The sequence below is a fragment of the Streptococcus oralis genome (genome assembly GCF_016028255.1).
GTDB classification, from domain to species: Bacteria; Bacillota; Bacilli; order Lactobacillales; family Streptococcaceae; genus Streptococcus; species Streptococcus oralis_AC.
On sequence record NZ_CP065707.1, the window covers coordinates 1,402,132 to 1,416,365 of the forward strand.

Consider the following 14,234-nt stretch of genomic DNA (forward strand, 5'->3'; position numbering starts at 1 on the left):
CTCAGCAAGCATCAAGTGCCTGCTAAAAATAGAGATGAGTAAAGCCATATATCCAAGCAATTTTGATAAAATATATGCAAGATATCCTTGATGAATGAGTTGGAAATTGATGGTATCACAAAAGACTAGAAGAAAGTGAGTTGAAAATACCATGAAAATAAGTGGGAATATGTCAAAATATAATAAAAAGATTTCTTTTTTTGAGATTCTTTCCAATATCCCATCTAATAATGCTAAATGGTATATTTTTGAATTTGATGCCATTGGAAAAGCACCGAATAATCTGACTATGTCAGAATTTGAAGATCTGGTCTTAAATTCAAAATATGGCTATCAAATGAGTTGGGACGAGCTTTTAAAATTTTCAAAGGAAATAGAGGATATAAATAACTTAATATTAGTTTCCTCTACAACTCCTGTTGAATTTGATGCTATAGAAACGGATACGGAAGATTTTTTAGTAAGGTTAGAAATAGATGACAGCACCTTTTGGGAGCTCGAATTCTATTAATTTGATGAGGTAGATAAGAATGACTGTTGAGGATTTAAGAGAACTACTACTATCAATAGCGGAAGAAGATGCTATCATTTCGACTTTATTTTCATTTTTTATTAGAAACAAAGGATATTCAACTCAGATATTGGAAGAGATTATTTTTTATGGAATGGCCATAGGTTGGTTTGAAATCGTTAATGTAGAAAATGATAATATTCCTTATACGGATATTGAGTGGAGAATTGATAATGACTTTCAAGAAGTTGTTTTTTGCGATAATGATTTTGCTGTAAAGACTTTATTTACACAGGAAGGTGGAATTCCAGAATTATTCAAAAAGTTTATCTTATAACAGAATGCTCAATCAATTCCTGTTCTCCATTTAAAATCTCTGACAGACTTATCTGGATTGCCTTCTAATCATATCATAATTTCTTAAGAAGGATGTATGATATGATAGTAGGAGCTAGTACATGGCTTGATAAGGAGATTGGAGATGAAAAATATGAAATCGATTGTTTTTCTTATCTTTCTAAAAATAAAAAAGTAGGAGTCCGATCATATGGAACTAGGTAAATTTAATTTTGAAAATAGAGGTCAGTCGCTAGCAGAATTGGGTGTTGCAAGTTATGCATACACGTATAAAGATATGTTGGCCTATATAGACTGGATAGAGACGAAAAAGTTTATGATTCTTGGTGGCGATGTCTATATAGAAGGAGATGAAGGATTTGAATTGACTTATGATAGCTGGTATTATTCTCCTAAAAATAATGATAGCGACTTACTCCAGTCAATTTTTGTAGCAAAAGATTATATCAACCAGTATATAGATAGTAATGGAAAACATTTTTATTTTACAGTAGTTACTTCAGCATAGATGGAATTGATAGTCAAAAAGAATTGCTCAGTGTAAATAGAAATCATAAATATAAGTAGGATAGGAAATTATTGAGAAAATAGAACTAGAGATGTTGTGGATTAAATGAGGTGAAAAATGATTGATGAATTGAAGAAAAAGATTGCTTCTAGCGAGGGTGTAGATTTTGCACCATTTGGAAAGGGGATTTCTGATGAATGGATTATAAAAGCTGAGAAAAGATTAAATTTTACTTTTCCTGAAACATATAAGTGGTGGCTGAAAAATTATATGGGGGGAGAGATTTATGGAGAAGAAATATTCAGTATTTATGGATTAGATTTTGATACTGTTGTAGGAGGAGATCTTGTTTATATAAACGAGCTGAATCGAAAAGAAGGGTTCAGTAATTCTGAGCAATTAGTTATTTGTGAATGTGGTGATGGCATGTTCTATTTTCAAAATCAGGACGGTCTGACCAATGAATTACCTGTTTTTAAAGATGGAGAATACTATGCATATAATTTTATAGAATTTCTACTAAAAAGAATAGACGAGTAGTATTAATAACCTATTCAGATGCAATAGAATCATATATATAACTCTCGAGGAAGGATGGTTTTGATAGATTTATAGTATGAGCAGGATGACACAAAGCGAGATTAACTGTTCAAAATGTTCATTCTTTAAAAACAAGAAGATTAAGCCTTTCTATACTTTCATAGGACAAAAGATACATGGCTCTTAAATATCTCCTGAGTAAAAAACTATGCAACTATACAGAAATTGAAAAGCAGACTGCTAGAAGTTTGGATCTTTTATGAAAATAATATTACTATAAAAATGATAGACAAATTTGAGATATAAATATTAAGGAGAGAAGTCGTGTTACGATTTGATTTAAAAAGCAAACAAAAAGAGATCGAAGAAATAGATTATTGGGAAATGGGAATACTAGATTTAAAGATATCCTATTTTGGAGATGAGGTGTCTTTGTGCATAGAAGATTATCATAACAAAGAAAAATACTGGGAAATTAAGTTTTTAGTATGCGCAAAAGTAGAGTATAGCAATGATGCTTTAGACATTCAGTGGAGAAAAGATCAACTCGTTAAAAACATGACTAGAGGAGAATTACATCATCATGGTCAAGAAATTTCTTTACAAATTTATGAGGAGAATCCTGATTTTGTGAAGTGTATGGTTGATATTGGTTTGTTGCAAATGACAATTGTTTGTCGTGACATTCAGATAGAACATCTTGATTTAAAGAGTGCTCATTTCTTTTGGCAGGATAATGATGTTTTATAGATAAATCATCCAAAGAATCAAAGAACGAGAAACTGGTTTGTATTACATAACTAAGCATTGAGAACAATTTATAAGGTAAAATAAGGTGAATGTATATAAACAAATAACAAAATTAGAGAAACTATATTTAATGTTCAAATTCTCTAGTTATTTTTATCTAAATATTGATGGAAAAACAGTACAGAGTGAAAAAGATGCGGTACAGATATTAGCGGAAGGTTTTAATATTGATGACCTTCAAAATGGTAATTGGGATGCACTAGCTGATCGTCTTGATCGTCCTAATTATATAATCCCAGACAACATTAATATTTTTATAAATAATGCAAAGTATCTTTTTATCAATGATGAAATTTCTAAAAATATTTTTTTAGAGATTTTATCTGACACTGTTTTGTGGTGGAATGAAGGTGTTGAGAGATACATAGTTGGTGGTAAGAGAAAAAAATTTAATGTTTATATCATTGAATAATGCCACTTCATCGAGATTTAAACAAGTACAAGTATACAGCACTTGAAGAATCTGAGATGAAGCCCTAGCAAGATACGGACTACTAGGCCAATCTTTAAATTATTTATATAGGAATGAGATTATGTTAGGTATTGAACTGAGAATAGTTATAACCGAGTTAGTTGTAATAGATAGATTGTTGAAATTATTGGATACTAGTCATCAAATAGACCATTCACACTTTTTCTATAAGAATGTAGATATGGACTATTCAGAGACTATAAATTGGAAGGAATATTTCTCCACTCCCTCAACTGGCTATCTGCATTTGAAGCGAATATTTTTGGGAGAGTATATTGAAGATGCTATCATTATCATTTCAGGAGATAAAGATATGATTGATTTCATTATTGAGTTTTAAGCTGAGTCTCTGACGAATAAGGAAATAAATAATATTAAGCATTTTATACTAGAATCTGATATTAATATTTCAGATAAAGATATCGAAGTTATTTATGAGGAATATTGAAGGTGTAGAAAGGACAAGATTAACATCTACCTAAAATTTTCAAATGAGAGTATAGAAAATAGATATGAAGCAAAATGATTTAAAAATGAAAATAGACAAGATTAAAAAGCTATTGCTTAAGAATAATATCCAGATAGAGCAAGGCTTAAGCGATGAGGAAGTAAGAAAAAATGAGAAAATATATAATGTAAAATTTCCCCAGCAGTGGTTGGAATTTTATCAAAATATACTGCCTGTTTCAGAACGTTTTTATAACTGGAGAGATTTTTCAGTTGAAAACATAGCAGCTATAAAAGAAAGATTAGCGAGTCCTTATAATGGAATTTTGGAAAGTATCGATGAAATAGTTTGGGATATTTCCTGGGGACTAGAGCCTGCTAGGGTAGAAGAGAAAAATAAGAAAATAAGAAAAATGCTAGAATCAGCTCCCCCTCTAATTCCTTTATATGGGCATCGTTTTCTTCCAATATTTGAAAATAAGGAAATGCCCGTTTTATCTATTGTAGATTTAGATATTATCTATTATGGAATGGATTTGTATGATTATTTTGAGATTGAATTCGGACATAAGCGACTTGTATCTGACTCAAAAAAATATAAAGAAGTTCCTTTCTGGACAAGTAATTTTTATTGAGTAAGTTTGTTCAGATAGATTCTAAAATTAAAAAGGTGATTTTAGTCCCTTAATAACTGTTCGATATAACGAAGATGATTATTGAGATGGGATTAGATTTGCAAGATGAAAAAATGCTTTACTCGAATTATTGGAAAGGTTTAGACTAATGTTTTATCAATTAAAATATGATATGGATCTTGTAGACAAGGTTATTGAAAAAAAGAAATGCTATATTTATGGGGATGGTAATAATATCAATGACATCGAATATGAAAATTATCCTAAAGGTAGATTTCATACAATAATACATTCTGAAAAGAAAGTAGAGTCGTGGCCAAATGTAGAATTCTATTATAATTCATTGGAGGTGACAGAGGAAAGTGATTACTTAGGTAATATTGATTCATGGCCTATATTTAGAAAGAATGTAGTAAAAATACTAAAAAAAGAATACCCCAATTTAGAATTTTATCCTGTAAAATTAATTGATGTGGCTACTGGAAGTATCAATACAAATTATTTTGTTTTACATGTGCTCTGTGTAATTGATGCATTTGATATGAAAAATAGTAAATACCGTTATAATGAGAAATACGATGTTTATTTTTTCGAACCCAAAGGAGAAAGAATAGACTCCTTAAAGTGTCAAGGAGTAGATGTTTTTCGCGCTTCGAAAAACTTTACTGTGATATATGTATCAGATAAATTTAGTCAAATGGTTATGAAACATAAGTGGACTGGTTTTGCATTCTATAGAGTTGCTGAAGATAATGAGGAACAAGAATATATAGAAAAACAGGGCATATAGGAGACCAGTAAATGAAGGAAACTATCTTTTATATTTTTGATGATGATAGAAATCTTAAACTAGATTGGATAAAAATGAGAGTTGCTAATTCCAATACCACCTATTATTGAAAGGATTGATACGATGTCCGCTCCCCGATAATCCAGAACTATTTGAAGGTCGACCAGATTCTAGCTTAGATATTATTGATAAAAAAACAGGAGATTTACTTACTAGAAGATTTTATGATTCGGACGGGGAAAAGTTATTGGGAGGTAAGGAAATGACATATGAGTTTTTTAAGGAAGTGTTATCTTATGGGGAAGAGTTTGTTATATATTATCAAGATAAAAAATTCTATATTAGCCAACGAAAAGATTTTGGGGAGATATATTTCACTGTTTCTGAGAAAGAATATAGAGTATTCTATAATCAAATGGAATTTTTATCTGCAGCATTAATCAATGGTAAAACATTGGGTGAAGCATGGGATGAACTCGAAGTTTATTAATCGTGTTGGTGTCGGAGTTCTAGCAGGTAGAGTAATCCGAGTAGGCTCGGAAAAATTTAATTGCAAGATGGATCTATAGTAAGATATGGACTTGTATACTGGAGCCTGTATTTAAAACGAATGTTTTTGGAAAGGAAGTAAAAATGCATTTAGGTGGCTCAGTGGTTTCTAATCATATTTTAGAAAATAAAGCAAAATTGAAATGGGTATTTCGTGAGGATGCCGTGGATGAGCTAGACAATGGCTGGCGCTTTCTTTCTGAAATAGATACCGAAGAATACTTATCAAATCCTGAAAATATGTCAGTATGCGACTGGAGTACAATTGTTGAAATTGAACCTGCTGTATTATTGATTTACGACATGCCTATCGGAACAGAACTTACACTTATTTACGAAAGTGAGCAGAGGTATTTTATAGATACAAATACTGGAAGAAAAATTGAACTCGAAGACAGTAGCAGCAACCAGATAAGAAAATAGATGAAAGTGACGATAGAAACAGAATTGAAAAGAATTAGTAAAAGTCTATCTTTAATAAATGACAACCAAACCTTTAACAAGATATCTTCTACTAATTTAGAAAATATAGATGATATTTTAAATGATTATTTACCTCTTCATTTAAAATGGATAGAGAAGGGAAATTTTAGAATAATTAAGTCATTAAGCGAAAGTCGTCAATTAGATAGACAAGCATTTTCTCGGTTACTTGTAGGTGTTAGAAACTTATATCTTGATTTAGAAGAACTTCAAGATTTGCTTATTGAAGTATCGAATGAAATAGATGGAAAGTAGATGTTTAATTTTATAAAAAGGAATAGTGGAGTTGAGTATGAAATTAGATATGGAAACTAAAAATGAAGAATGGGTAGAAGTCTTTAAAGGTTTGATTCCCGTAGATAAGTATAAGTTAAAAGTCTTGTTGACAAACTTGTCAGATGGTCAAGAAATTAGGCTGATTGGAGAGCAAAACCGTTTTAAATTATCATGTATTTATTATGATGAAGCACGAGTCTTTAGCAGGGAATTGTATTTATCTGCAATTCTAGATAAAGAGATGTTTACAAAATTTGAAAAAAATAATTTTCAAAATGTCATTTACGAAGTCAAGAATAGTCAATTAGTGAGAAAACTGGAATACACATCATATTATGATCTAGGAACTTTGCATTCACGACATTATATAATCATAACTCAAGATAGTGTAGTGGAGATTCTTGTTTCTGCAAATTTGAAATTAGATATCAGCCAATACTAGAAAATTTGCTAATTAAACATGTACACCGCTGTAGTACAATTATCGGAAAATAGAACTTGGAGAAATGATATGGAAAAATGGACGAAAATTAAACCGGGCTTCATCCCTTTTGGCGACTATGGTATTGAGATACATATAGATGGTGATACTCTAATTGCCTACTTAGAAGATTCAGAAAAATTTAAATTTACCTTTACAAAGATCTGGGCTTTCCGAACAGTCCAGGAAAGTTTAGAATTAAGAGATAAATACTGGGAACAAGGATTGGCAGAGAACAGACCACTTTATCTGACCAACTATATCTACGACGTCGAGAATACAGAGTTTGGTGATTTGGTCGCTTCTGCAAATATAGCTAATAAAAAGCTTCATCACTATTTCATAATGTCGACAGAATATTTAGTGGATATTCTATCTGAAAATGATGTAAAAGTGGAGAAAGTATAAAAATAAGGTGAATAAGTCCTTTAAGTCAATTCAGATTATGATAACTACCTGTTTCATTTATGCTATAATATTCTTAATGAATTTTCAGAAAGGAAAACCATTAAATTGCCCTACAAATTTCTACTCTTCGACCTTGACCACACCTTGCTTGATTTTGATACTGCTGAGGATGTGGCTCTGACGCAACTTCTAAAAGAAGAAGGAGTTGTGGACATTCAAGCCTATAAAGACTATTATGTTCCTATGAACAAGGCTCTCTGGAAGGACTTGGAACAAAAGAAAATCAGTAAACAAGAACTGATTAACACGCGCTTTTCTCGTTTATTTGCTCATTTTGGACTGGAGAAAGACGGTACATTACTTGCACAGCGTTACCAATTTTATCTCGCTCAGCAGGGACAAACTTTTTCGGGCGCTCATGAACTCTTGGACAGCCTCGTCGAGCGTGATTATGACTTATATGCTGCGACAAATGGCATTACTGCCATTCAGACAGGACGTTTGGCTCAATCTGGTCTGGCTCCCTATTTCAATCAAGTCTTTATCTCTGAACAGTTACAAACGCAAAAGCCTGATGCACTATTCTATGAAAAACTCGGTCAGCAGATTGCAGGATTCAGCAAAGAAAAGACGCTGATGATTGGTGATTCCCTAACTGCTGACATTCAAGGTGGCAATAATGCTGGGATTGACACTATCTGGTACAACCCTCATCACCTCGAAAATCACACACAAGCCCAACCGACCTATGAAGCCCATTCTTATCAAGACTTGCTGGATTGTTTAGATAAACTGTAAAAAGTGGTTTAGATAGCCACTTTTTGCTATAATAGAGGCAGTAAAAACGAAGGAGTTGGCGATGCAACACTCATCTTGGCATGCTTTGATTAAGGAGCAATTACCTGAGGGTTATTTTGCGAAAATCAATCAGTTTATGGACCAGGTCTATTCTCAAGGAACTGTTTATCCACCTAAGGAAAAGGTTTTTCAGGCTCTCTTGACTACACCGCTTGAAGAAGTGAAGGTGGTGATTCTAGGGCAAGACCCCTATCACGGGCCAGGTCAGGCGCAGGGCTTGAGTTTTTCTGTACCTGACTCTATCCCAGCCCCGCCATCCTTGCAAAATATCTTGAAAGAATTGTCAGATGACATCAGTGTTAAGAAATCACATGATTTAACGTCTTGGGCTGAGCAAGGTGTCTTACTTCTCAATGCTTGCTTGACGGTTCCTGCTGGGCAGGCCAATGGTCATGCTGGGCAGATATGGGAGCCATTTACAGATGCTGTGATTCGGGTTGTAAATAATCTCGACAGACCTGTAGTCTTTGTACTCTGGGGTGCTTATGCACGCAAGAAGAAGGCCTTGGTTACCAATCCTCACCACTTGATTATCGAATCAGCCCATCCTAGTCCTTTATCGGTTTATAGAGGATTTTGGGGTTCCAAGCCTTTTTCCAAGGCTAATGCATTTTTAAAAGAGACAGGACAAGTGCCAATTGATTGGCTTAGATAAGGAGAGAATATGCCTCAGTTAGCGACGATTTGCTACATTGATAACGGAAAAGAACTGCTCATGCTGCATCGTAATAAGAAGCTGAATGATGTCCATGAAGGCAAATGGATTGGTGTGGGTGGTAAGTTGGAGCGAGGGGAGACACCTCAGGAATGCGCAGCGCGTGAAATCTTCGAGGAAACGGGTTTGAAAGCCAAGCCAGTTCTAAAAGGCATTATCACTTTTCCAGAATTCACACCAGATTTAGACTGGTACACCTATGTTTTTAAGGTGACAGAGTTTGAAGGTGATTTGATTGACTGCAATGAGGGGACGCTAGAATGGGTTCCCTATGATGAAGTTTTGAGCAAGCCAACTTGGGAGGGTGATCACACCTTTGTTGAGTGGCTTTTAGAGGACAAACCCTTCTTTTCAGCCAAGTTTGTTTATGATGGGGATAAATTGTTGGATACTCAAGTTGATTTCTATGAATAAAGGAGAAAGCAGATGTTACTAATCAAAAATGGTCGTGTAATGGATCCCAAGTCTGGTTTGGATCAAGTGTGTGATGTTTTGGTCCAAGATGGGAAAATTGTCAAAATTGCGCCTGAAATTAAGGAAGAAGGAGCAGAGCTAATTGATGCTACTGGGCTTGTGGTTGCGCCTGGACTAGTTGATATTCATGTTCATTTCCGTGAACCTGGTCAAACTCATAAAGAAGACATTCATACTGGTGCCCTAGCAGCCGCTGCAGGTGGTTTTACAACGGTCGTCATGATGGCTAATACCAGTCCAACCATTTCAGACGTGGATACTTTGCAAGAAGTTCTCCAGTCAGCTGCTAAAGAAAAGATCAATGTCAAGACGGTTGCGACTATTACCAAGAACTTTAATGGCCAAGATTTGACCGACTTTAAGGCACTTTTAGAAGCCGGTGCCGTTGGTTTTTCAGATGATGGTATTCCACTTGAAAGTAGCAAGGTTCTCAAAGAAGCCTTGGAGACTGCTAAGAAACTTGGCACCTTTGTTTGTCTACACGAGGAAGATCCAGGCTTGAATGGGATTCTTGGCTTTAACGAAAACATCGCTAAAGACCACTTCAAGATCTGTGGTGCGACAGGGGTGGCAGAATACGCCATGATTGCGCGTGATGTCATGATTGCCTACGCAACTAAGGCACATGTTCACATCCAGCATTTATCTAAGGAGGAAAGTGTCAAGGTAGTGGAGTTTGCCCAAGGCTTAGGAGCTCATGTCACCGCAGAAGTAGCTCCACAGCATTTCTCTAAGACAGAGGCCCTCCTCTTGACGCAAGGTAGTAATGCCAAAATGAATCCTCCGCTTCGTTTGGAGTCAGATCGTCGTGCTGTGATTGAAGGCCTCAAGTCAGGCGTCATCACTGTGATTGCGACAGACCACGCACCCCACCATGCAGATGAGAAAAATGTAGAGGATATCACTAAAGCACCATCTGGTATGACTGGCTTGGAAACCTCTCTTTCTCTCGGCTTGACTTATTTGGTGGAAGCTGGTGAGCTAAGCTTAATGGAATTGCTAGAAAAAATGACTGTCAATCCAGCTAAGCTTTATAACTTTGAAGCAGGCTACTTAGCTGAAAATGGTCCAGCGGATATCACCATCTTTGATGACAAGGCTAATCGTACTGTTAGTCCAAACTTTGCTTCAAAATCAGCTAATTCTCCATTTATCGGCGAAACCTTAAAAGGGCAGGTCAAATATACTATCTGTAAGGGACAAATCGTCTACCAAAACTAGATGGGACTCTGCTCTACAAACTATAAGAATAGAGAGCGTATATGTATCCAACCCATCAATTTAAAGACAAGTTTGTCTTATTTCTTAAGATATTTTTCCCTATCCTGATTTATCAGTTTGCCAATTATTCTGCCTCTTTTGTTGATACAACCATGACGGGGCAGTACAATACTATGGACTTGGCGGGAGTATCAACTGCAACGAGTCTATGGAATCCTTTCTTTACTTTTTTAACAGGGATTGTTTCGGCCATGGTTCCCATTATAGGCCATCATCTGGGACGGGGGAAAAAGAACGAAGTGGCATCTGACTTTTTCCAATTTATCTATTTGGCTTTCGGACTGTCTTTGGTTTTGCTTGGCATGGTAGTATTCTTTGCGCCCCCTGTTTTAAACCATATCGGACTAGAAGCTCAAGTAGCGGCAGTTGCAGTTTCCTATCTTTGGTACCTTTCTATCGGGATTATTCCCTTGTTGCTTTTCAGTGTTATCCGATCGCTACTTGATTCTCTCGGTTTGACCAAGCTATCCATGTACCTCATGCTCTTATTGCTACCTTTAAATTGTGGGTTTAACTATTTATTGATCTACGGTGCCTTTGGGTTTCCAGAGTTAGGTGGAGCAGGAGCAGGGCTAGGAACCTCACTTGCTTATTGGTGTCTACTGGGAATTTCCATCATCATCTTGGTCAAGCAGAAAAACCTAAAAGAACTTCATTTAGAACAAGGTGCCCCTCTGAATTTAGAGAGAATTATGGAGGGAATTCGCTTGGGCTTACCAATCGGTGGAACTGTTTTTGCTGAGGTCGTCATTTTTTCAGTCGTTGGTTTGATTATGGCTAAGTTTTCATCGCTCATCATCGCCAGCCACCAGTCAGCTATGAACTTTTCGAGTCTCATGTACGCTTTTCCCATGAGTATTTCCTCTGCTATGGCGATTGTTGTGTCTTACGAGGTGGGGGCTAAACGTTTTGAGGATGCAAAAACCTATGCTCGTCTTGGGAGAGTAACAGCCCTCATTTTCGCAGGTCTTACCCTATCTTTTCTCTACATTTTTAGAGATCGTGTAGCTAGTTTATATGGAAATGCCCCTCAGTTCATTGAAACAACTGCTGTATTTCTAACTTACAGTCTCTTTTTCCAGTTAGCTGATACCTTTGCGGCTCCGCTTCAGGGAATTTTAAGAGGGTATAAGGATACTGTCGTGCCTTTCTATCTTGGCTTAATCGGCTACTGGGGAGTAGCGATACCTCTAGGTTACCTACTAGATCAAGTAACTGAATTAGGAGCATTTGCCTACTGGATTGGGTTGATTGTCAGCTTAATTGTTTCTGGTTGTTTGTATCAATGGCGTTTGCAAACAATTATGAAAAGATTTGAAGTTTCCAATGTCAAATAAACTTTGTGAAAAAATAATCTAACTAAAGAAAATCCCTGTTAAAACGGGGATTTATTTTTTTACCTTGTGAAATTTTATCGGTCATATACTTTGACAGTGTATACTAAAAAAGGTAAAATAGTAAGGTAAGTACAAAGTTAGAAAGGCAAGATTATGTCAACTTTAGATAAGAATCTTTTGCTAGAGATGTTCCGTAAGATGGAAGAAATCCGTCGCATGGACTTAAAAATTGCTCAGTTAGTGAAAAAGGGAAAAGTCCCTGGTATGACTCACTTTTCGGTTGGTGAGGAAGCAGCAAACGTTGGTGCTATGCTAGCTTTGAATGAAGATGATTTGATCACTTCCAACCACCGTGGTCACGGACAAGCTATCGCTAAGGGGATTGACCTTAACGGAATGATGGCAGAAATCCTTGGTAAATACACTGGAACCTGTAAAGGAAAAGGTGGTTCTATGCATATCGCCGACCTGGATGCTGGTAACCTTGGTGCCAATGGTATCGTAGGTGGTGGTATGGGAATCGCTGTCGGTGCAGCCCTCAGTCAGCAAATGCAGAATACTGGAAAAATCGTTGTTTGTTTCTTTGGAGATGGGGCGACCAACGAAGGTGTCTTCCACGAAGCAGTGAACATGGCTTCTATCTGGAAACTTCCAGTCATTTTCTATTGCATTAACAACGGTTATGGTATCTCTGCGGATATCAAGAAAATGACCAATGTAGAACATATCCATCACCGTAGCGCAGCTTATGGTATTCCTGGAATGTTTATCGAAGATGGCAACAACGTCATCGACGTTTATGAAGGATTTAAGAAGGCCGTAGACCATGTTCGCGGAGGAAATGGACCAGTCTTGATTGAAAGTGTAACTTATCGCTGGCTTGGTCACTCATCATCTGACCCTGGTAAATATCGTACCCGTGAAGAAGTGGAACTGTGGAAACAAAAAGACCCAATCGAAAACCTTCGTAACTACCTCGTTGAAAATAATATTGCGAGTGCCGAAGAATTGGAAGAAATCCAATCGCAAGTCAAGGAAGCGGTAGAAACTTCTGTTAAATTTGCGGAAGAAAGTCCATTCCCACCACTTGAATCCGCATTTGAAGATATTTACGTAGACTAAGGAGAAAGAGATAAAATGGAAACAAAAACAATGTCCTTCCGCGACACCATTATCCTTGCTATGTCTGAGGAAATGCGTCGCGATGAAAATGTATTCTTGATGGGAGAAGACGTCGGTGTTTTCGGAGGAGACTTCGGTACTTCTGTTGGAATGCTCGAAGAATTTGGCCCAGAACGTGTTCGTGACTGTCCGATTTCTGAAGCTGCCATCTCGGGAGCAGCAGCAGGAGCAGCCATGACAGGACTTCGTCCAATTGTCGATATGACCTTCATGGACTTCTCGGTTATTGCCATGGACAATATCGTCAACCAAGCCGCTAAAACACGTTATATGTTTGGTGGTAAAGGTCAGGTTCCAATGACAGTTCGATGTGCAGCTGGTAACGGTGTTGGTTCTGCAGCCCAGCACTCGCAATCTCTAGAGTCTTGGTTTACTCACATTCCTGGACTTAAGGTTGTAGCTCCAGGTACACCTGCAGACATGAAAGGACTGCTCAAGTCTTCTATCCGTGATAATAACCCTGTTATCATTCTTGAGTACAAGTCAGAATTTAACCAAAAAGGGGAAGTGCCAGTTGATCCAGAATACACAATTCCACTTGGAGTTGGGGAAATCAAACGAGAAGGAACGGATGTAACAGTTGTTACTTATGGGAAAATGCTTCGCCGTGTGGTTCAAGCTGCTGAAGAATTAGCTGAAGAAGGCATTTCAGTTGAAATTGTGGACCCGCGTACTCTTGTTCCTCTTGATAAGGATATCATCATTAACTCAGTGAAGAAGACTGGTAAGGTGGTTCTTGTCAACGATGCTCACAAAACAAGTGGCTATATCGGAGAGATTTCAGCTATTATTTCAGAATCAGAAGCATTTGATTATCTAGACGCACCAATCCGCCGTTGCGCTGGAGAAGATGTGCCAATGCCTTACGCACAGAATCTAGAAAATGCAATGATTCCCACAGTTGAAAGCATCAAAGATGCCATCCGAAAAACTTATAACAAAGAATAAAGAATAAAGGTGCATAAGTTAAATTATGTAAACCATTTGAAGTTTTAACTTTAGCAACTTGAGATATGTTTTGTATCCAAGTTGCGTGTAAAGTTGCGACATGAGTGAGTCGAATCGATAATATTCGACGAATGAATTAGTAAGTCTACTAGGTTGGTCGCCTAACAGCGGC

At 36.5% G+C, this 14,234-nt stretch carries 21 protein-coding genes; all 21 read left to right on the top strand.

Annotation, left to right across the window (positions count from 1 at the left end; all coding sequences use genetic code 11):
• Positions 1-169 precede the first annotated feature (169 nt).
• The 21 genes from I6G42_RS06830 to I6G42_RS06930 all read left to right on the top strand — a co-directional run bounded on the left by I6G42_RS06830 (position 170) and on the right by I6G42_RS06930 (position 14,062).
• Positions 170-511, top strand: a complete 342-nt coding sequence (locus I6G42_RS06830) for a hypothetical protein (RefSeq protein WP_142358400.1) — start codon at positions 170-172, stop codon at positions 509-511.
• Positions 512-530: 19 nt separating this feature from the next.
• Positions 531-848 carry a hypothetical protein gene (locus I6G42_RS06835; protein ID WP_038805230.1) on the top strand — a complete coding sequence of 106 codons (318 nt, stop codon included), beginning with the start codon at positions 531-533 and terminating at the stop codon, positions 846-848.
• 210 nt (positions 849-1,058) lie between these two features.
• Entirely contained in the window at positions 1,059-1,376 is a 318-nt protein-coding gene (gene imm40, locus I6G42_RS06840; RefSeq protein WP_038805231.1) for an Imm40 family immunity protein, read from the top strand.
• 117 nt (positions 1,377-1,493) lie between these two features.
• Positions 1,494-1,916, top strand: coding sequence for an SMI1/KNR4 family protein (locus tag I6G42_RS06845; protein ID WP_038805233.1), 423 nt, complete (start codon positions 1,494-1,496; stop codon positions 1,914-1,916).
• Positions 1,917-2,240: 324 nt separating this feature from the next.
• The gene (locus I6G42_RS06850) at positions 2,241-2,666 is read left to right on the top strand and encodes a hypothetical protein (protein ID WP_050562298.1); all 426 of its coding nucleotides are present in this window, start codon (positions 2,241-2,243) and stop codon (positions 2,664-2,666) included.
• A gap of 85 nt (positions 2,667-2,751) precedes the next feature.
• Positions 2,752-3,138, top strand: coding sequence for a barstar family protein (locus tag I6G42_RS06855; protein WP_038805234.1), 387 nt, complete (start codon positions 2,752-2,754; stop codon positions 3,136-3,138).
• 121 nt (positions 3,139-3,259) lie between these two features.
• Positions 3,260-3,538 (top strand): hypothetical protein, encoded by a 279-nt coding sequence (locus I6G42_RS06860; protein ID WP_227698183.1) that lies wholly within the window; start codon positions 3,260-3,262, stop codon positions 3,536-3,538.
• Between the two features lie 172 nt (positions 3,539-3,710).
• The gene (locus I6G42_RS06865) at positions 3,711-4,280 is read left to right on the top strand and encodes a hypothetical protein (RefSeq protein WP_050562299.1); all 570 of its coding nucleotides are present in this window, start codon (positions 3,711-3,713) and stop codon (positions 4,278-4,280) included.
• 148 nt (positions 4,281-4,428) lie between these two features.
• Positions 4,429-5,070, top strand: coding sequence for an imm11 family protein (locus tag I6G42_RS06870; RefSeq protein ID WP_038805235.1), 642 nt, complete (start codon positions 4,429-4,431; stop codon positions 5,068-5,070).
• Positions 5,071-5,332: 262 nt separating this feature from the next.
• Positions 5,333-5,560, top strand: coding sequence for a hypothetical protein (locus tag I6G42_RS06875; RefSeq protein ID WP_038805652.1), 228 nt, complete (start codon positions 5,333-5,335; stop codon positions 5,558-5,560).
• 143 nt (positions 5,561-5,703) lie between these two features.
• A complete protein-coding gene (locus tag I6G42_RS06880) occupies positions 5,704-6,042 on the top strand; it encodes an immunity protein Imm33 domain-containing protein (protein WP_050562301.1) in 339 nt (112 codons plus the stop codon).
• Entirely contained in the window at positions 6,043-6,357 is a 315-nt protein-coding gene (locus tag I6G42_RS06885; protein ID WP_227698184.1) for a hypothetical protein, read from the top strand.
• A gap of 37 nt (positions 6,358-6,394) precedes the next feature.
• The gene (locus I6G42_RS06890) at positions 6,395-6,820 is read left to right on the top strand and encodes a hypothetical protein (protein WP_038805236.1); all 426 of its coding nucleotides are present in this window, start codon (positions 6,395-6,397) and stop codon (positions 6,818-6,820) included.
• A gap of 69 nt (positions 6,821-6,889) precedes the next feature.
• Complete coding sequence (locus I6G42_RS06895; RefSeq protein WP_038805237.1) at positions 6,890-7,267, top strand: hypothetical protein; 378 nt, start codon at positions 6,890-6,892, stop codon at positions 7,265-7,267.
• 105 nt (positions 7,268-7,372) lie between these two features.
• On the top strand, positions 7,373-8,065 hold the full coding sequence (locus tag I6G42_RS06900) for a YjjG family noncanonical pyrimidine nucleotidase (RefSeq protein ID WP_038805238.1): 693 nt from the start codon (positions 7,373-7,375) through the stop codon (positions 8,063-8,065).
• 61 nt (positions 8,066-8,126) lie between these two features.
• Positions 8,127-8,780, top strand: coding sequence for a uracil-DNA glycosylase (locus tag I6G42_RS06905; RefSeq protein WP_038805239.1), 654 nt, complete (start codon positions 8,127-8,129; stop codon positions 8,778-8,780).
• A gap of 9 nt (positions 8,781-8,789) precedes the next feature.
• On the top strand, positions 8,790-9,254 hold the full coding sequence (locus I6G42_RS06910; RefSeq protein ID WP_001135752.1) for an NUDIX hydrolase: 465 nt from the start codon (positions 8,790-8,792) through the stop codon (positions 9,252-9,254).
• Between the two features lie 12 nt (positions 9,255-9,266).
• Positions 9,267-10,535, top strand: a complete 1,269-nt coding sequence (locus I6G42_RS06915; protein ID WP_038805240.1) for a dihydroorotase — start codon at positions 9,267-9,269, stop codon at positions 10,533-10,535.
• A 41-nt stretch (positions 10,536-10,576) separates the two neighbouring features.
• Positions 10,577-11,932 carry an MATE family efflux transporter gene (locus tag I6G42_RS06920; protein WP_038805241.1) on the top strand — a complete coding sequence of 452 codons (1,356 nt, stop codon included), beginning with the start codon at positions 10,577-10,579 and terminating at the stop codon, positions 11,930-11,932.
• Positions 11,933-12,085: 153 nt separating this feature from the next.
• On the top strand, positions 12,086-13,054 hold the full coding sequence (locus I6G42_RS06925) for a thiamine pyrophosphate-dependent dehydrogenase E1 component subunit alpha (RefSeq protein ID WP_038805242.1): 969 nt from the start codon (positions 12,086-12,088) through the stop codon (positions 13,052-13,054).
• A gap of 15 nt (positions 13,055-13,069) precedes the next feature.
• Positions 13,070-14,062, top strand: coding sequence for an alpha-ketoacid dehydrogenase subunit beta (locus I6G42_RS06930; RefSeq protein WP_038805243.1), 993 nt, complete (start codon positions 13,070-13,072; stop codon positions 14,060-14,062).
• The last annotated feature ends 172 nt before the right edge of the window (positions 14,063-14,234 follow it).